15 protein-coding genes are annotated in these 18,864 nt (G+C 46.0%); 6 read left to right on the forward strand and 9 right to left on the reverse strand.

Annotation, left to right across the window (positions count from 1 at the left end; genetic code table 11):
• Positions 1–270: 270 nt before the first annotated feature.
• Positions 271–2,853: an ATP-binding protein gene (locus UWK_RS18210; protein WP_015403135.1), complete on the reverse strand. Its 2,583-nt coding sequence runs from the start codon at positions 2,851–2,853 to the stop codon at positions 271–273.
• 2 nt (positions 2,854–2,855) lie between these two features.
• A complete protein-coding gene (locus UWK_RS04365) occupies positions 2,856–3,722 on the reverse strand; it encodes a PhnD/SsuA/transferrin family substrate-binding protein (RefSeq protein ID WP_167320717.1) in 867 nt (288 codons plus the stop codon).
• 486 nt (positions 3,723–4,208) lie between these two features.
• Between UWK_RS04365 and UWK_RS04370 the strand changes: the two genes are divergently transcribed.
• Positions 4,209–4,469 (forward strand): hypothetical protein, encoded by a 261-nt coding sequence (locus tag UWK_RS04370; RefSeq protein ID WP_015403138.1) that lies wholly within the window; start codon positions 4,209–4,211, stop codon positions 4,467–4,469.
• A gap of 38 nt (positions 4,470–4,507) precedes the next feature.
• Here UWK_RS04370 and ilvA read toward each other — a convergent pair whose 3' ends face one another.
• Together ilvA and UWK_RS04380 are read right to left on the reverse strand one after the other, a co-directional pair.
• Complete coding sequence (ilvA, locus tag UWK_RS04375; protein ID WP_015403139.1) at positions 4,508–5,725, reverse strand: threonine ammonia-lyase; 1,218 nt, start codon at positions 5,723–5,725, stop codon at positions 4,508–4,510.
• 462 nt (positions 5,726–6,187) lie between these two features.
• On the reverse strand, positions 6,188–6,379 hold the full coding sequence (locus tag UWK_RS04380; protein WP_015403140.1) for a hypothetical protein: 192 nt from the start codon (positions 6,377–6,379) through the stop codon (positions 6,188–6,190).
• A gap of 376 nt (positions 6,380–6,755) precedes the next feature.
• Between UWK_RS04380 and UWK_RS18215 the strand changes: the two genes are divergently transcribed.
• Positions 6,756–7,649, forward strand: coding sequence for an STAS domain-containing protein (locus UWK_RS18215; protein WP_015403141.1), 894 nt, complete (start codon positions 6,756–6,758; stop codon positions 7,647–7,649).
• Positions 7,650–7,682: 33 nt separating this feature from the next.
• On the opposite strand, the gene pyrF is transcribed toward UWK_RS18215, so the two are convergent.
• The 5 genes from pyrF to UWK_RS04410 form a co-directional block, all read right to left on the reverse strand.
• A complete protein-coding gene (gene pyrF, locus UWK_RS04390; RefSeq protein WP_015403142.1) occupies positions 7,683–8,396 on the reverse strand; it encodes an orotidine-5'-phosphate decarboxylase in 714 nt (237 codons plus the stop codon).
• A gap of 55 nt (positions 8,397–8,451) precedes the next feature.
• Positions 8,452–9,264 carry an enoyl-ACP reductase FabI gene (locus tag UWK_RS04395; protein WP_015403143.1) on the reverse strand — a complete coding sequence of 271 codons (813 nt, stop codon included), beginning with the start codon at positions 9,262–9,264 and terminating at the stop codon, positions 8,452–8,454.
• 150 nt (positions 9,265–9,414) lie between these two features.
• Positions 9,415–10,641 (reverse strand): hypothetical protein, encoded by a 1,227-nt coding sequence (locus UWK_RS04400; RefSeq protein WP_153304819.1) that lies wholly within the window; start codon positions 10,639–10,641, stop codon positions 9,415–9,417.
• Positions 10,642–10,649: 8 nt separating this feature from the next.
• Positions 10,650–11,543 (reverse strand): phosphatidate cytidylyltransferase, encoded by an 894-nt coding sequence (locus tag UWK_RS18220; protein WP_015403145.1) that lies wholly within the window; start codon positions 11,541–11,543, stop codon positions 10,650–10,652.
• Positions 11,543–12,193 carry a CDP-alcohol phosphatidyltransferase family protein gene (locus tag UWK_RS04410; protein ID WP_015403146.1) on the reverse strand — a complete coding sequence of 217 codons (651 nt, stop codon included), beginning with the start codon at positions 12,191–12,193 and terminating at the stop codon, positions 11,543–11,545. Before UWK_RS04410 ends, UWK_RS18220 begins: the two co-directional genes overlap by 1 nt.
• Before the next feature lie 159 nt (positions 12,194–12,352).
• Here UWK_RS04410 and UWK_RS04415 point away from each other — a divergent pair, with 159 nt between their 5' ends.
• The 4 genes from UWK_RS04415 (at position 12,353) to UWK_RS04430 (ending at position 18,812) form a co-directional block, all read left to right on the forward strand.
• The gene (locus UWK_RS04415) at positions 12,353–14,788 is read left to right on the forward strand and encodes an efflux RND transporter permease subunit (RefSeq protein ID WP_015403147.1); all 2,436 of its coding nucleotides are present in this window, start codon (positions 12,353–12,355) and stop codon (positions 14,786–14,788) included.
• A complete protein-coding gene (locus tag UWK_RS04420; protein WP_015403148.1) occupies positions 14,785–15,597 on the forward strand; it encodes an outer membrane lipoprotein-sorting protein in 813 nt (270 codons plus the stop codon). The genes UWK_RS04415 and UWK_RS04420 overlap by 4 nt, the downstream gene beginning before the upstream one ends.
• A 4-nt stretch (positions 15,598–15,601) precedes the next feature.
• Positions 15,602–16,975: a DUF1302 family protein gene (locus UWK_RS04425; RefSeq protein ID WP_015403149.1), complete on the forward strand. Its 1,374-nt coding sequence runs from the start codon at positions 15,602–15,604 to the stop codon at positions 16,973–16,975.
• A gap of 190 nt (positions 16,976–17,165) precedes the next feature.
• Positions 17,166–18,812, forward strand: coding sequence for a hydantoinase/oxoprolinase N-terminal domain-containing protein (locus UWK_RS04430; protein WP_015403150.1), 1,647 nt, complete (start codon positions 17,166–17,168; stop codon positions 18,810–18,812).
• Positions 18,813–18,864: the final 52 nt, after the last annotated feature.

The raw sequence follows: 18,864 nt of genomic DNA on the forward strand, positions 1-18,864 counted from the left end.
TTAATTTTGTGTTTTCCAGAAACAACACCATACCTCAAAGCATAGCTGATATCAGCCGGAACCACAAAACAAAAAATGACACATCGTGGTACCGCATGATCTTTGTATTAGAAATTCGGCTGATGGGGAGGAAGGGGAACCTAATCCTTTTAAATGAAGGTGTTCTCTGTCTGATCTGAAACTTTATCCAGTAAGCTGGAGTCAGTCGCTAATAGTGGCGACCAAAGCTCTCTATGTATTCAACACGAGATCAAGTGCCATTTTTTCACTCTACCCCGCTTTTGGAGTTACCGTTTTCTTCTGAACCAACACTTTGTGTAAACTCATGCTAAGTGTTTTCACATCAAACGGTTTTGGCACACTGTCTTTAAACCCATATTGCTGACAATCTGACATCACAGGAGAATCAGCATACCCACTTGAAACAATGGTAACCACTTCAGGATCAATGGCTTGCAACTCTGCAATTGTTTTCTCGCCCCCCATACCATCCTTAATGGTTAAATCCAGGATAACAGCATCAAACGGGTTCCCAGCGTCCAAAGCTTGAGAGTAACGCTTTATTGCCTGCTCACCGTTTTTCACTTGTTCCGTTTCGTACCCAAGTCGATTTAACATGGTTGAAACCATATTAAGCAGGGCAATTTCATCATCCATAATAAGTATTTTACCGCTGCCCATTTTGGGTTTTTCTTCATTTTCCTTTACGACAATCTCACTACCACCCTTGGTAACGGCTGGCAGATAAATCGAAAAACATGTTCCTTTTTCTGCAGAGGATTTTACTTCAATATATCCGCCATGTTGTTTAATGATGGAGTGAACGATGGACAGCCCCAAACCACTACCCTTTGTACTTCCTTTTTCTTTAGTTGAAAAATATGGATCAAAAATTTTATCTATGTGCTCCTCTGGAATGCCTGTTCCCGTATCCTGCATCTCCATACATACATACCTTTTCTGGGACTGTGATGGTGTTTGGGATCCTGGCCTGTGGTTGTAACAACTAATGGTTATGGTACCTTTCTCTCCCATTGATTCTACAGCATTCATCAGAACATTAGCTATGACCTGTCTGATCTGCTCTGGATCAATTTGTACAGTCCAGAGGTCATTAGCAAACAGAAATTCAGAATGAATGGGACGACCTGACAGAATAAATGAAACGATATCAGGTAAAAAAATAGCCAAATCAATCGCTGATGTGACGGGCGAGCCTCCTTTTGAAAAGGTGCGTAACTGATTTGCTAGTATTGTCGCTCGTTGAGATGCGGATTTCGCCTCACCCAGTAATTCGTTCACATCGGAATTATCGATGGTGAGCATCTTGGCAAGTTCAATATTCCCCATGATGGCTGTTAAAAGATTATTGAAATCATGGGAAATACCTCCAGCCAAAACGCCGATTGCCTCAAGCTTTGTTACTTTTATTCGATCATCCTCAGCCTGAAGGCGATCTGTTATATCCCGGAATATAACAACACTGCCACGTTTGCCTCCCTTTGACTGCAAAGGAGTTCCCTTGACTTCAACAGGAATAATAGACCCATCCCTATGAAGAAAGTAGTCTTTATCATCGGAGAAAGTACGACCTGCCATGTTTTCATTGAGCAAACGACATTCCCCGTACGTATCTATTACACCATTCTCTTTGTGACGATGAAACAATTCATGGGCATTTTTCCCCAGCAATTCACCGGGTGAATAACCGAGTTGTTTTTCCATTGCAGAGTTGATAAAGGTGATCTCTCCTTTCGCATTATTGACATACAATGCATCTCCCATATAGCGGGCAATGGCGCTCAAGCGTGCCTCATTGCGTTTGAGCTGCTCCACAGCCTGCTGTCGTTGCCAGACAAAAAAACCTAGGGCAAATACCAGCACTGTAAGTCCAAAAACTATTGCCCTGAACGTATTCCAGAGGGTGACAATTTCATAGTTTTCCTCGTAGGAGAGAATATATGCAACCTGTTCTCCTTTGACGTTATGTAATGGCAACCCCGCAACGATGTAATTTTTATTCTGATCCCCAATAAAAATAGAAAACCTTTTCTCATCTGCAATATTATTTTGTACCCCCTTGTTTTTAGCAAGAATGGGATTCAGGCGACGGGCAAGAGGGAAGATCGGATTCTCTAAATCAAACCCGAGTATACGTAAGTCTTCAACAACGTACCCTGGATAAACCGACACTGGAGTATAAAACTCCCGCTCATCCGGAAAAGCCTTGGCCATAACCATGTCTTGTTTCTGTATAAAAAGATACTTATGCATCGGCGCAGCATCCGTCATTGCTTTTTGGATAGCTTTGAAGGGAACAGATGTTTCCACGCTGCCGACATGATTTCCCTTGTACTGCAAGGGGAAGACATACCGGAACCCACAGAATATCCTACCATTTTCAAAACCGAATATCGATTTATGGAGTGTGTTCACAAGACGAACCGATTCTCTGATGTCTGTTAATGAATCACCACATTTTTCCAGACGATGAAAACGAAGAAAACTCCTATTGTCGGGAAAATGAAAATGCAATTGACGAATATTGTTTTCTGCCAGGTGGGTGTAGGTTGGGTAGAGTAAGCGATATAATCTCCCTCGCAATATTGCCTGCCTTTCGGGGGACGCTTTATAGGCTTCGGCCACAAGTTCAAGCACTTCTCTCTTGTTGAGCACTTCATCGTACAAAGTTTCCGCATAGGTCTTATACAGATGAATAGTCGTTTTATAGGTCGTTTCGAGCACGGAGGTGTGCCGTAGATAGACTTCCTGTTCCCTCTTTTTCCACGTGTGATAAATGCCGAAAAAAAGCACTGTATACAGTAAAATTACCAGTGTTGTTATGCGCCACATAGTTAATGAAAATCCTTGCTCGGAATAATGACCCCCCGTAACTGATCTCGAATCACATCATAATCACTATCATGTGCGATTAAGGTACCATACCGAATACCCTGCCCCCACTCTTCCACAAGTTTACGGTGAGTTGGGTTATCCAGTGGCCGCAATTGGAGCAAGACGTTACGGAGTATTTCTATCTGCTTATCCGTAAGGGTTCTCTTATTTGCAACAAGCACAAATCCAGGCAAAGAAGCTGACTCAGCTAAGAATTGAAGGCCGAGATGTACGTACTTTTTACCGATTGAGCTTTTTATACCACCAGCTTTAAATTCTCCACGAATAACCGCAAGAGCAACCTCTTGATGACTGCCCAGGTATTGGAAGTCAGTGTCATTGACAGACAATCCGACCTGCTGCAGGAGGTTGTCTGTACACAAGTAACCGCAGGTGGAGTGAGGTTGGGTCAGTGCCAGGCGTTGCTCTTTAAGAGCTGCTATGGATGTAAGTCCACTTTCAACCCCGGTAACAAGAGCACATGTATATGTCCCTTCACCCTGCTCATTAAGAAAGCGGACAACGGGTTCCGCATCCGGATATGTTTCACGTAATTGAACATAAGGAAGGGGACCAAGGATAACCAGATCTATCTCTTCGGTCTTGAATTTATCTAGAATTTCTTCGTAATTGCTAAAATATTTAACAGATAGATGCTGACCAAGAGGTTTCTCAAGAAAATGAAGCATGGGCATTATCTGCCTTATCACCTTTTCTTTCTGCTCCATGGGCAGGGGAGCAAAGAAAATTTCTCTGGCAACAGCCGGCATAGCACAGAGACACACCAGGAACAATAAAATATACACAAGAACGTATCGATTTCTCACTTGATCCTTCCCCTCACTATCCCATAGTGACAACATATATCAGTATATAAAGAAATAAACAGACAATAACAAAAACCAGAAGCAGGTAGAGTGATGCAACCACTTAAATTAGCGTTATTCACCTTGAGCTGCCATTGTTTACACAATATGGTAATAGATATCAATGCCATTCTTGAAAGAATATTTAACCTTATTACCACTAATCCTCAGCCTAACCGCCTGAGAAGGAGTTGTTTCGTGTTGATTATATGGGCATCTGCGGCCTGGACGGCCGCAGCAGAGCCCCCAGGGATGGGTTTATGGCGTCCCATATAATCGACACGGAACAGCTCCGGGTTGCAAAGCTGAGTTTCGATGGTAATCGGGATATTTAATTAAATAAATAACACTTGCCAGTAACATTGGGAAAACTCGCAACAATGAAGGTAAAGAGGCAATAAAAATGGCCAATGCTCTCTATCCTTCTTTGATTTTAATGGATATCAAATGCCCAAGATTGATCGTGCCATTACAATTGCAATGGCCCTACATCAAAATCTGATGGAAGTGAGAAGGTTAAACACCAATCTGCAAAAAGCCTTGGATGAAATCAAAATACTAAAAGGTGTTTTACCTATTTGCTGCTATTGCGGAGAAATACGCGATAATACAGAAGTAGAACCTGGTAAAGGTCCTTGGATTAGAATGGATGAATATATCAATAAAAGAACCAGTGCTGACGAAAAGTCTGTGCTCGGGGGCAGTTAATTTTTTTTCTTGAGTTAAAAAATCCTGTAAGGTGGCTTTCAGATAATCGTATAACCTGCCTCCGAAAGGGCAGCAACTATCTGTTCTACATGTGCACGGCCATTGGTTTCAACAGTTACATCAAGACGCACACTTTTAAAACGTGATGGATTATGGAATTGATCGTGGTCAAGTTTGACAACATTTGCATTATGTAAGGCAAGAATACTCGCGATCTTCAGCAACTCTCCAGGTTTATGCAGAAGTTCCACGGCAAAGCTAAACAACCTGCCACGAGACACAAGGCCACGATGGATCATCTCTGACATTGTGAGTACATCGATGTTGCCACCGCTCACAAGGCAGACCGCCTTCTTCCCTTTTACATCATAATGGGCAAGCCCTGCCACGCTCAGTGCTCCGGCATTTTCTGCAACAAGCTTCTGCCGCTCCATCAAAATAAGAAGTGCCTGCATAATTGCGGTATCCGGTACTGTCACCATACCGTCGACTGTGTCCTGGATAATTTCAAGACAGAGATCTCCAGAGCTTTTCACTGCCACGCCATCGGCAATGGTATCCACAAAATCGAGTTCAACCAGCGATCCCACACGTTGCGACTCTGTAATTCCGGCAGCACCATCAGGTTCCACACCAATCACCTGTACCGAAGGATTAACCGCTTTAATTGCCGCAGCAACCCCTGCAAGTAAGCCACCACCACCAACGGGAACAAAAACCAGATCGGCATCGCTGCATTCATCAAGAATCTCAAGACCAATGGTCCCCTGCCCGATAATCACCTCAAGATCATTAAAAGGATGAACAAAGACAGAACCATGCTCTTTTTCGAGGCGACGGGCTTCAGCATACGCCTCATCATAACTGTCACCATGAAGAATAACCACGGCGCCGAGTTTCTGTGTGGCCTCTACCTTTATTAACGGAGTCGTCTCCGGCATTACAATCGTCGCACGGGCACAACACTGTGAATCCATGCTACAAAAGAGCTGTGCCGCAAGGGCTACCCCCTGAGCATGATTTCCAGCAGAGGCTGTGACAATGCCATGCTTTCGCTGTTCCGGTGAGAGGCCGGCAATACGATTAAAAGCCCCGCGAATTTTAAAAGAACCGGTACGTTGCAGGTTTTCCGGCTTGATATAAATGTCGGCTTTATACTCTTCACTCAAAAACTCACTATAAATAAGCGAGGTTGGTTTGATTATTATTTTCAGCCGTTCTCTGGCTTCCTGAAACTGTTTTAAAGGGATTGACATAGATTTTTTTGTATAAAAAGATTCCCGCAAAGATAATCAAATGGTGTATTGACCCTATAGTTAATGACATTACAACAACTAGTACCTTTTGGACAATAAACCTATTTTCTTATTACTCACAATAATAGGACCCACAGGGTCAGCTCAAACAAAAAAACAACTACTTACAAATACCGGTGGGGAAATCATTTTTGAAAAAATACAAGCTAACGATTCGACATTTCAGTACAATCCTAATGGATTGGAAATTATCATAACCGATCAAACCATGCCAGGCATGAGTGGTTCTGACCTTTCCAGATGAATACTTCAGCTAAGACCTGATATCCGATATTTCCTGTAGTGGTCACGGTAAGCTGATTGACGAGGATTCGGTAAGAGGATTGGGATATAAATGATATCTTTTGATTATAAGAAAAGTGGAAACCATAGATCATACATCCGGTTTCCACAAGTGTACACTTAGTTTCCGGACATAAACATATGACTGGGAAGCAGAGGGGTGATATCTCCGTTTAATTTTATATATTTTTTATTATCTTTTCCTGTATAAGCTTCAACCAACCGCCTCATAATTGGAAGCCCATCTCCAATTGCAGCCAGGACAAATCCCTTTCCTGCCGGGCGCAGATGTGTTTTCTCGATATCTATCATCTTACTCTCTCAAAGAAAAATACGGTTCAACGAACCTGACAGTCAAAAGCATCAGGCCAACTTCATACAATTATGTCTTACAAAACACTTGCAATTTGAGTGCCGCTTGCCTCCAAAGTACCAAGCAAAAGTGTTTTTGCTACATTTTCAAATTGTAATTAAGTATCCATACAGTTAAAACAACGACTCAATATTCGGCCATAACCGTGTGTTTTTTTTAAGACAGCTCCTGTCGCTATGATCGTCATTTACCTACAAAGAACTTGCAGCTGTAATCTTGTTGAATTTTAAAGATTTCATGGTAACATTCTTATTATATTGATATCTTCAGAAAACGTTCCCAACTACCATTGGTATTTGTATACGGAAGCCCCTAATGCGAATAAAAACAGAAATTTTTCAGTCCATTTTTATAATTACCTGTGAAGGATCCAGTCTGGATTCTTCGCTTGCACAGGAATTTTTAGCTGCAATGAACGGGTTTCTGGTCAAGAGCAAACTGGATATTCTACTGGATCTGTCGCTTGTGAATTTTGTTGACAGCACCGGACTTGGATCCGTCGTGCGCGCCCTCAAGCAAATCGATGGGGTTGGTAAACTGGTATTATGCGGAGTTGATGAACGTATATTCGAGTTACTCAGAATGACCCGAATGGACAAACAAATTATTCAACAGGCAAATCGAGGGACAGCCCTGAGCTATCTTTTCTGGGAAAGAAAGAAAACGGAGCCTGTTCCGGTCACCCGCCCGCCGGCACCTCAGACAGTCAAAGCTCAAAAAATGGAAAAGGTGGTTGTGGAGAAGTATCATGCACAACCCATGTTATGGGAGGTGGACGAAGCGGACTTTGAAGAGATTGTGGATGAGGAGTACGAGGCAGAAGGCAGCATACCCATCGTAAATCCAGCACAAGAGCAGGAACGACGAAAATACCGACGAATCAACCATAGGCAAATCATGACCGATGATTTTATCATCTACTGTAAAAACACCACAACGGGAAAACACCACCCGGCAGTTGTGCTGAATATCTCGCCCGGCGGCCTCCTTATGACATCGCGAGCCCGGCTTGCCATTGGCGACGAATTACTTCTGGAAGGCCGTATCGGAAAAAACTTTAAATTTAAAGAACGCGCCGTTTCCCGCGCATCCAGGGAGCAAAAATACGGACTCGAATTTATTGATCTTTCCCCGGAGACTGCTCATTTTCTTAACCGACTCACTGGCTCCATCGATATCACAAAATCCAACAAATTCCTCCAGATTTGATCAGAGTAACCCTCCACCAGGGTGGATTCACGATTATCCTGAAATATTCTTCTGGATATCGAGCTGCATTTCCTCCAGTACTTTAAGCGGATCGGCAGCCTTGGTGATCGGCCGCCCCACAACCACATGATCGGCACCCGTTGCAATGGCCCGACCGGCAGTGATAATACGTTTCTGATCATCGGAGCCATCGCTCACATTCGCCCCTGGTCTGATACCGGGAGTGACAATCAACAACTTATCACCAAGATCCCTGCGTAAACGTTCGGCCTCAAGGCCCGAAGAAACAACGCCATCACATCCAAGTTCCAGAGCCCGCCGGGCACGGAAAAGGACGAGATCCTCAACGGACTGGGTCATCCCCATGGCCCGCAGATCCTCTTCGCCAAAGCTTGTCAGCACCGTCACTGCAAGCAGCTGCAGATCACCCCGCGCCTCCATTGCAGCCCTGATAATTGCATCGTTGCCATGGATAGTCGCAAGGGACACCCCTCTGTTGTTGAGCTGTTCAACGGCAAGTTTTACTGTTTCTGGAATATCGAAAAATTTCAGGTCAAGCATCACCTTATGGCCACGATCAATGATCCAGTCCACCACCTCAAAATAAGAGGCCATAAAGAGCTGAAGTCCAACCTTAAAATAACGGGTACGGGACTCACAACGCCTCACCATCTCTTGTGCAAGCTCGGGATTGTCAACATCCAGAGCAACGATGATTCTGTCCTGCAGTTCTATCTGTTTAGTCATCACTGGTCTCCTCTACAATTCGTCTTATTTTAGTACACACTGCTCTGCCACCTGTTCAGCCAACAGCTCCCTGGACAATTTCGGAATCAAAATAATTTACAGACATACCGGCGTCAACCACCACGGTCTGAGCGGTAATTCCGGAGGAACGAGGAGACAGAAGAAAGGCAGCAAGATCTGCGGCCTCACGGGTTTTGAGAGCTTTTTTCCGTAAAATTGCTTTCTCAGCATAGAGGTAACTGTCAACATAACCGGGGATCCCCGCTGATGCTGAGGTCTTCAACAAACTTGGTGCCACTGCATTAAAACGCACATCTGAAAACGAGGAAAATGATTTTGCCAGAAAACAGACGGAAGAGTTCAGAGCCGCCTTGATGGGGGCCATGTAACCATAATTTTCAGCAGCCATACTGGTGGTGGAGATGGAAATAGTTACCACAGATGCCTCCTTGGTAAACAGCTCACGGAAGTGATTACAGATGGAAATAAAAGAAAAACAGGAGACATCAAAGGCCTGAAGAAAATCCTTTTTCAGGGTACCATGAAATGGCGTTAATCCTTCTGAATAGTTTGCATAGGCTATGGAATGAACCAGACCGTCAATACGCCCACCTTCTCCTTCATTTACTGCCACACCTATCTCTTTCCGAACCCGAATAATATTTGCCTCATCCTCTACGTCACAGAGAAATACGGGAGAATCAGGAAAGAGTTTTCTGGCGGCTTCCGCCCGCTGCTCGGAGCGCACCACATGAATAACCCTGCCGCCTTCCTCCACGAGCACTTTGGCAATGGCAGCGGCCACTGATTTTTTATTGGCAAGGCCAAAAACCACAAATGTCTTCCCTTCTATCTGTAAAAAACCCATCATTCCCTCTTTATCTTTTGATTTCCTCTTTATCTTTTATATTCAAGAATCGTAATTTCGGAAGAATACACCAGGACATTATCTGAGAATAACCTTTTTTCATTGCGATCGAAAGGAAAGATGCTGAACACAAAAAAAGAAGCGGACAGACTATGATTTAATTCCCCGTAGCGCCCACCATCCACAGAAGAGAAATAATTCCACAATTCCAAGCAGCCCGTAATAGCCAAGATTTTCACCCAGCCGGTTCAGCGGATCCAGTACCAGACCTCCTGAGGCTGATGCCAGGAATTGAGAGAGAAAAGTAGACATTGTCACCAAAGCCATATAGCGGCCAGACATACCTGTGTTTGCTGCCAGCTTGACACTCAAAGAGGTTCCGGCGACCATAATCGCCCCAAAACATGCTCCGAAAATGGCCATACAGACCATTACCAGCGGACTGCCTGCACTCAACATAAAAAGAAAAACCGGAGCAACCACTGCAAGGACGCCGCCGGCCCGTAACAGCAAAGCAACCTCACCAACCTTTCGTACCACAGGTTCGATGAAGCAGGAGGAGAGCAGTCCACCAAGCAACAGACAGATCATCAGCTCTGCACTTGTACGCTTGACATCTTCCACCATCATCAAATCATCAACCATAAAAACAAGAAAAAGCGGTACCATAAGGATACCGGCAAGGAAGCAACTACGGGCCATGAGAAATTTTTTAAAATCAACTGTCAGGGCCAGGGGTGATATCAGAGGAAGTTTCTCTTTCCCTATTTGGCCGTTATCTTTTGTTACCAGGAGAAAAGAGAGCAGTGCCATGGAGGTGAAGACAAATGCAACTCCTGCAACAGGAAGAAAAGCGTATGAAAGAGTAAGTGGGAGTGACAGGGGGAAGAATCCGAAGGCAGCGGCACCCATTATGGAACCAAGAAAATGCATAAAAACCAGGGATGCGGTAAATTTCTCACGGGGACGGAATCTCTCGTCATCTGTCAGGAGGGTTAACAGGGCAGCATCGGTAACAACCCGTGACAGAAAGACAGCTATCATTGCTGTTGCCACCACTCCATATCCTTGTACGAAAGCTATCATTGCCAGGGGAGGTAATGCCAGAGAAACGGTTGTGACCACAAACCATCGATGCCTACGACCATCAGCTCTACGATCGACAAAAGATCCGGCATACCAGAGCAGAAACAGACTGATAAAAGCTGCAGAGCAGTTAATAAAAGCAAGATGGAATCCTTTACTCTCAGGACCGGTAATCTGCACAACCAGAAGGGGAAGAGTGAGGACGAACAGACCAGTATGGGAAAAGGTTCCCGCCATTCTGGGCATGGCGAATAAGAAGGGAGGCAGCCAGCCGTTTCCAGTACTCGACACTTTCTTTCTCAAGACAGCCCGGTAAAAGTGATATAAAAATAGAAGACACAACCCGCTGCCAGAAGAGAATCCAAGCGATCCAGAACACCACCCATTGTCATCAGGACCCTGCTGAAATCTTTCACATTGTTTCGCCTCTTGATCCAGGAGGCAAACAGATCACCGGCAGAACCTGCAACTGCCAGTAACAGTGACGCCGTAAAAATTTGCGAGGTGCCGAAGTGGGGTAAAGCGAAACTGATCAAAAAACCGGCGACCACTCCACTTCCCATACCGCCGAGGTATCCGACCACAGACTTATTTGGGCTCAGGGTGGGAAAGGGATGGGGGCTTCTAATCATCTTGCCGAGTACTGCGGCCAGAATATCATTGACCGCCACAACGGAAAAGGCCCATAACACATAATTTGTATCAGTACCGTAGTTAAATGAGTGAATCCCAATCCAGAATGCCAGACCGGCGCCAATCGACAGTGCCATAGTCCAGACCGGGATGCCTCTCCCCTTGAATCGTGGCAGTAATAAGGCCCAGAAAGGTACAGATAAAGCCAGCAGGATCGGCAACCAGGGAAAATCTGGTGAGAACCAGAAAGCCAGCAGCGGTATGGGAAGAGAACAAGCAAGAGCAACTAAGATCTTGTTACCATATTTACCGTCAGCAGGATCGAGACCTGCCAGTTCAAGACAACCGCAAATACACGCCACTGCCACCAGGGCTGTAAACGCAGAAAGTCCAAGCGAAGAAAAAACAACAACAAGCGGGATCAGAATGATCCACACCAGCAGGTTTACTATAAAGTCGGGACACCCTTTCCGGTATTGCCACACCCCAAATGGTACCCCCAGAGCAGGAAGCAGCAACCACAGTTCGAGAGCCCCGATGGCAATATCCTGCCTACCCATTAGGAGTCGTTCTCATCGGAAAGCAGAACAGCCAGGCGACGAAACCGCTGACTCATACTCAGAAGAATAAACGCTGCGAGGAGCACAAAAAAGATATTCACTAATCCAACAGGATAATTGTAAAAATACACAAGAGGTGCTGGGAAAAGCCACAGCAGAAGGGATAACACAACCAGAGCAACAAACAATTCGGCCTTCCCCACCCCTCCGTAAAATCGTTCCCCGAAAGTTGCCTCCATCTGAGTACCCAGATAGGCATTGAGTAACGCCAGGATCAGGCAGAATGTTCCAAGCACGTTATTGGCAGCGGGTGAATAGGTGAGCCCGAGGAGAATAGCAACATCGGCAATACGATCAAAAAAATGATCGAGAAAATCACCTTTACGGCTGGTACGATTATACATCCGGGCAACAATGCCGTCGAGACTGTCACAGACCCCGGAGAGAGCCACAAGCACTCCACCCAGTAGATAAAAAACAGTGTCGAATCGTGCAAGGTAAAAAGAAAGCCCGGCAGCACAACCGCCCAACAGACCGAAATATGTGATGGTATTGGGATTCCAGCCAGACAGAAATCTGGCCAGAGGAGTGAATATGGTTATAAAAAAAGTACGGATAGTAATCTCCTCAAGAAAAAAAGCACCAATCAAACGCCGCCAATCTATACCTGTTCAGGGAATAGCACAACACCTTTTGTAATATTTTTCCATGGTCTTTGACTCATTAATCAGCTACACTGCGTGATTCTTTTAATCTATAGCAATTACGAGGAAAAATATTCAGGGAGCCGACAAAACAGTGACGTAACAATGGGATTTATTTTAAAAAGATGTGATTCTCTCTTCCAACAGCTCAGTGCCCTGGTGCAGAGATACAGGGGGGGTACCCTGTTGTTTTGCGCAACGGTGACGGTAATACTTGGTGCCCAGCTCCCCAATATGCGCTGGGACACGTCCACTGAGGGATATCTTTCCCCGAGCGATCCAACTATCACAGAATACCACAAATTTCAGGAAATTTTTGGTTCCGATGATCTGATTCTCATCGGAATCGGGACAGAAGACGTTTTCACTGTAACATTTCTTGAGCAGCTACTCCTCCTCCATGACGAACTTGCCCTTGGTGTCCCCCATCTTGCCTCTATTTTCAGCCTGGCCAATGCAACCGCTGCCAGCAGACAGGGTGACCAGCTCTTTGTAACACCATTGCTTCAAGGGTTTCCAAAGAGCATACCAGACATGGAAAAATTGCGCAGTAAGGTCAACGACAACCCTCTACTGAAAAATCGTCTCGTTTCCAAAAAGGGCGACTTTGCGACAATTATTCTGAAAATTGCCACAAAAACCGAGACAGACCCCATTTCGCTGGATCAGGCTCTTGCGGGTTTTACCGAACCTGACAACTCCAAACAGGCAGCGGAAGCCAGTTCGCTAAGCAATACACAAAATGACAGCGTTGTCACTGCTGTTCAGAAAATAGTCAGCACCCACCATGAAAAAAACTTTGAGGTGGTTGTCACTGGTACGCCCATACTCAAGCAGGTTCTTCGCAGGTCCATGACCCAGGATGCAGCCCTTTTTATCAAGCTCGCCACACTCCTGATTGCTTTGCTGCTATGGCTTATTTTTCGAAAATTTGCAGGTGTGCTTATCCCCCTGCTGGTAGTAAGTAGCTCGGTGATATCCACCATCGGTCTGATGGTTCTCTGTGGCAAGGCCTTCAAGGCTCCAACCATCATTCTCCCATCATTCCTCATGGCCATGGGCGTGGGTGCCAGTATTCATCTGATGACTATGTTTTACCATAATCTTCGCCAGGGAATGGATAAGGCATCTGCAATAAACACGACCATGGGCCATTCCGGAATGCCAGTTTTTCTCACCAGCATCACAACCGGAGTGGGACTGATTTCCTTTGCCGGGGCAGAGGTGGCTCCTGTAGCAGATCTTGGACTTTTTGCTGCCATAGGGGTAATGATCGCCTTTATTTACACCATACTTCTGGTGCCTTCGCTCCTCGCATTTCTGCCTGCAGACCAGAAACGGGCCGGTTTTTCCCAGAGCGGCTATCAGAGACAAAACCGGATCCTTTCTGCAGTAGCCAGCTTTTCCGTTACCAGATCACGCCTGATTATTGTCTGCTCCGGCCTGTTTGTGGCTCTTGCTGTCAGCGGAATTCCAAAAATTCATTTCAGCCATGATCCTTTGGCTTGGCTACCGGAAAATCTTCCTCTGCGAAAGGCCACCGAAAAGGTACAGGAGGCCCTTGGGGGAGTAATATCTGTAGAAGTGCTGATTGACAGCAGGCATAAGAATGGTATCTACGATCCCGTATTCCTCAAGCGCCTTGAACAGGTAGAGCAGCGGCTTGAGAACTTTTCAGCAGCGGGGATCAGGGTGGCACAGGTCTCTTCTGTGGTTGATCTTCTCCATGATGTTCACATAGCTCTGCTCTCCCCTGACTCTCAAAACACTTCACTGCCTGAAGATCGAAAACTTGCCGCCCAGGAACTGCTGCTCCTGGAAAACGGTATTCCAGCCCAGCTTTTTGAAATGATCGATGGTGATTACGCTATTGCCCGTCTCAGCATTATGTCTCCCTGGCGTGACGCTGTCGCCTACGCGCCTTTTTTATCGGAACTGGAAACAGAAATCAGTACAACCATGGGAGAAAGCGCTACCGTTTCAGTCACCGGCATGATCCCCCTCCTGGCCCGTACCCTCAGCGCAGCCATGCACAGTGCTGCCAGGAGTTATCTTCTCGCCGGATGCATCATCAGTCTGCTCACAATTCTAATGATGGGTACACTCAAACTGGGACTGATCAGCTTAGCCCCCAACATCCTGCCCATCGCCACCATACTTGGAGTCATGGGATGGACGGGAATTCCGCTGGATATATACACCATGCTTTCCGGGTCCATTGCCATTGGTCTGATTGTGGACGATACCATTCACTTTATGTACAACTTCCGCCGTTATCAGAAACGTGGTATGGGAACAGATCAGGCAGTACGCAGCAGCCTTTTGACCACAGGCCGTGCCATACTGATTACCAGTGTAATCCTTGCCTCAGGAGCCTTTATCTGCACCCTGTCTGAGATGAACAATCTCTTTAATTTTGGTCTGTTGACCGGGATCACAATCCTTCTTGCCATGGCTGCTGACTTTCTTCTTGCCCCAGCCATACTGACCGTGAGCTATAGCCCAAAAATTCCTTCTGATGGAGTAGAAAAACCGATATGAACCGTTCGCCGCTATTAGCCATATTTTTTCTACCTTTTTTTCTCTCTGCACTCCTGCCGTCCTGCACCTTTGCCGCACAACTTTCGGCCCTGGAAATCATGCAACAGGTACAACAGAGGGACACCGGCAGCAGTTCTACTGCAGAAGTTGAGATGATTCTGATCAGTCAAAACGGTTCACGTCGGGTCCGCCAATTAAAGCTTTTCAGCAAAACCTACGAACTGTTTACCTCAAGAAGTATCTACTTCCAGGCCCCGGCTGATGTTCACGGAACCGCCTTTCTTATCCGTGACTACAAGGCGGCTGATCAGGAAGATGAACAGTGGCTCTATCTGCCGGCACTTCGAAAGACAAAACGTATTTCCACCAGTGATAAGGGAGGAGCATTTATGGGGTCTGACCTCAACTATGCCGACATGGGAAGTGATTCCCTTGACGAATCCACCTACACCCTCGTCAAGGAAGACATGGTAGACGGCCATCCTGTCTGGGTTATCGAAGCGCGTCCCACAACTGAAGGATACGCTCTAAAGAAAGGATATACAAAATCACTGCTTCTCATCAGAAAGGATAATTATGTAATTGTGAGATCGGTCAACTGGCTGCTTAACTCCACCCGTATGCGATATATGAATGTCATGGAACTTGAAGAAATTGATACCATCTGGTCTCCAACCATGGTTCGTATCTGGACCACTGAGAACCGGACAACGATTCACCAGACTCTTCTGCAAACACGAAATCTGCGTTTTAATGTGGATCTCTCCGACGATCTCTTCTCCCTGCGCCAATTGGAGACAGGTTATTAAAAAGATGCTTAATAGCAGTTTTGTGCAAACAGTGGTGCCTCTGACCATGACTATTGCTCTTCTAACCTTCTCCTCTCCTTCCCTGGCACAGGAGAGTTTAGACGCAATAATGGACGTATTTGACAGTTCCCCCGTACCCGCAGAACAGTTCACTACCGAAATTCCGGAAGTACGCCCTTATCGCATCTCTGGATTTATCGATCTGGATATAGCCTGGGCCCTTTGGAGTCACACATCCTCATCAAGCGACTATGATTATCAGGGGCTTGCCGTTCTCAGGCCACTCCTTTCACTGGATTTAAGCTATACACTCCCCAATGGCTGGCAGGCCAAAATGGGAGGGCACGGCTTTTACGATTTCAGTTATGCTGTTCAAGGCCGCAATCAGTTCACTGATCAGGTTTTAAAAAAATATGAAAATGAACTTAACCTGGATGAAGTCTACCTGGAAGGGGCGCTTGGAAAAACAACCTTCAAACTTGGGCGGCAGATTGTTGTCTGGGGTGAATCGGATATTTTCCGACCTCTGGATATTACTAACCCCGTGGATATCCGTGACCCTGTCTTTTCCGACATCAGCGGACTGCGTCTGCCGGTCTGGATGAGTCGAGCTGACTGGCAAGACAAAGGTGGATGGAGTTTTTCCGCCCTGGCGATTCACGAAAACAGGGCTGATGAAATCCCGGTATATGGAAACGATTTCTATCCTTTTGACTTTCCTCTTCCCCCAAGGGAGGAGAGTGGTCTTCGTCTGGAAGATACCGGCGTTGGAATAACAGCAAAACACTCCTTCCAAAACTGGGATGCATCTCTCTATCTCGCCTCTATTACCCAGGAACAGGATCTTGTCGGCATCACCGCCGACGTGACAGTTCGTCCCCTCAACCGGATACAGATACTGGGAACATCGGCCAATCTGGCAGCAGGAAACTGGCTCTACAAGGCCGATCTGATGTTTTCAAACGGCCATCAATACTATCAGCTTCCCGATGAAAGAAAGGACAGAATAGACTTTACCGGAGGATTTGACTACTCGGGATTTGAAAACAGTTACCTCACCTTTGAAGTTGCCTACCGGCATCTTCTGGACATGAACCCGGAATTCGATGATACCCTCGATTACCCCAAACGCAATGTAGTCGCCTTCGGATTACGTTACCACCGGAGCTTTTTCCGTGAAAAACTCGCAACCTCTGCCTTAATTCAGCTCTACGGTTTTAACCAGGGAGGTCTGCAGCAACTGTCATGCTCTTTCTCTCCCTGGGACAACAGTCGGATCACTGCAGGAATAATGGCATTTCAGGATGGTGATAATTATATTTTTGAGCAAATTGGCAAAAATGACCGTCTCTTTCTCAAATATCACTATGCTTTTTAAACCTTTCATCTTGCCTCCCAAATCCTTCACCTCACTCTACAATCATCGAACTGTTCAATCATTAAAAAAGGGGAGCAGAGTTCCAGAATTACCACGATCCACTCTTTGGATAATGATGCAGAATTTACAAAAGAATGGTATCAAGGATAACACACCATAAACAGAGAACAAAACTACACAGTTAAAGATCATGTCAAAATATATTATTGGAATAGATACCGGTGGCACCTACACCGATGCAGTGCTTCTTGATATAGTAAACAAAAATGTACTGGCCACTGCCAAAGAACCCACGACCCATCACCGCCTCTCTCTCTCCACCGGTAAAGCATTGAAAAGTCTTCTTCAGCATTCCGGTGTGAACAAGAGTGATATATCCCGGCTGGCCCTTTCAACAACTCTTGCCACCAATGCCGTCATAGAGCAGAAAGGTGCCCGTGTTGCTGCCTTTGTTATCGGATATGTCAAACATTTCAAGCTCCCCATCACCGCCACCATATTTGTCAAAGGCGGGCATACCATAAGCGGTCAGGAAGAGGAAACACTCGATATCGACAATATCGTTGACACCATTCAAGGAATACGCAATGAAGTTGATGCCTATGCCGTCTGCTCTGCCATGTCCATGACCAACCCCAGCCATGAACTGGTGACGGAAAAAGCCATTTCCATGCTCGACCCCAAGCCGGTCTTTTGTTCCCATACCGTGAGCCAGCACACCGGCATGCGGGAACGGGCAGCCACCGCAGCACTCCACGCCAAACTGATGCCGCTCATGGAGGATTTTGTTGCCGGAGTCCAGGAGGCCATGATTGCAAATGAACTTGACTGCCCCGTTGTTCTGATCACCGGGAACGGAAGCCAGGTGTCCATAACAGATGCAGCTGAACAGGCAGGCATCACCGTGGCCAGTGGCCCAGCCTGTACTGCGGGTTTTGGTGCAGCTCAAAACGTTGATCATGCACTCGTTGTTGATGTGGGTGGCACCACCACGGACATCGCCATGGTTGAAAATGGTAAAATGCTGATTTCAGCCGATGGCTGCAAAGTGGGTGAATGGCAAACCCACATGGAAGCTGTGGATATGTTCACAGGAGGAATCGGTGGAGACAGCCATGTAATCGTCGATACCAAAGGCAAAATCAGCCTTGGTCCATCCCGCGTTATTCCTCTGGCCATGGCTGCTGGTTTTCCCGGCTGTAAAAACTGGCTGGGGCCTGATCTGAAATCCAAGTGTATTATGCTGCTACCCGAATTTGAAGATAACCAAAAAGATGATCCCATTATTTACGCCCTTGGTGCAGGACCCGCCACCGCTGCATCCATTCAGGAAAGAACCGGCTTTTCCGGGATTCCACTCAATAAACGACTGGAGCAGCTCTCCAGAAACCAGATCATTCTTGAAACCGGATTCACACCAACCGATGCTCTGCATGTACTTGGAAAGATAGATATTGGTGTTAAATCAGAGGCGAAGGATGGAGCAGAAATCCTTGGCGCACTTCTCAATATGGATGCAAAAAGTTTCTCCAAAAAGATCATCTCCATGACTGAAGACCGAATCGAGAACCTTCTCATCGATTACATCATTCATCGGTACTGGGGAAAATCACTCACCAGCTTTATTTCCACCCGCAATGATCATCCAGTCCTTGGTGTCAAATTCAGCATGAAAATCCCTTTTATTGGCATTGGTGCTGCGGCACGATACTTCCTGCCCCGCGTTGCTAAAAGGCTTGGCACAACGGTGGATTTCCCCGAATTCTGTGAAGTAGGAAATGGAGTTGGTGCCGCACTGCTTGGGAGCAATATATTACAACCATCACAAGATCAATAGTGATAATTTTTATTGACTAATTCGCTTCCAATGGTATGCTCTTATTTAAGAA

The organism is Desulfocapsa sulfexigens DSM 10523, assembly GCF_000341395.1.
GTDB lineage: Bacteria > Desulfobacterota > Desulfobulbia > Desulfobulbales > Desulfocapsaceae > Desulfocapsa > Desulfocapsa sulfexigens.

Coding starts and splice junctions, on each gene's coding strand:
- UWK_RS18210 (WP_015403135.1), bottom strand. CDS start 2,853: ATGTGGCGCATAACAACACTGGTAATTTTACTGTATACAGTGCTTTTT.
- UWK_RS04370 (WP_015403138.1), top strand. CDS start 4,209: ATGCCCAAGATTGATCGTGCCATTACAATTGCAATGGCCCTACATCAA.
- ilvA (WP_015403139.1), bottom strand. CDS start 5,725: ATGTCAATCCCTTTAAAACAGTTTCAGGAAGCCAGAGAACGGCTGAAA.
- UWK_RS04380 (WP_015403140.1), bottom strand. CDS start 6,379: ATGATAGATATCGAGAAAACACATCTGCGCCCGGCAGGAAAGGGATTT.
- UWK_RS18215 (WP_015403141.1), top strand. CDS start 6,756: ATGCGAATAAAAACAGAAATTTTTCAGTCCATTTTTATAATTACCTGT.
- pyrF (WP_015403142.1), bottom strand. CDS start 8,396: ATGACTAAACAGATAGAACTGCAGGACAGAATCATCGTTGCTCTGGAT.
- UWK_RS04395 (WP_015403143.1), bottom strand. CDS start 9,264: ATGGGTTTTTTACAGATAGAAGGGAAGACATTTGTGGTTTTTGGCCTT.
- UWK_RS18220 (WP_015403145.1), bottom strand. CDS start 11,543: ATGGGTAGGCAGGATATTGCCATCGGGGCTCTCGAACTGTGGTTGCTG.
- UWK_RS04415 (WP_015403147.1), top strand. CDS start 12,353: ATGGGATTTATTTTAAAAAGATGTGATTCTCTCTTCCAACAGCTCAGT.
- UWK_RS04420 (WP_015403148.1), top strand. CDS start 14,785: ATGAACCGTTCGCCGCTATTAGCCATATTTTTTCTACCTTTTTTTCTC.
- UWK_RS04425 (WP_015403149.1), top strand. CDS start 15,602: ATGCTTAATAGCAGTTTTGTGCAAACAGTGGTGCCTCTGACCATGACT.
- UWK_RS04430 (WP_015403150.1), top strand. CDS start 17,166: ATGTCAAAATATATTATTGGAATAGATACCGGTGGCACCTACACCGAT.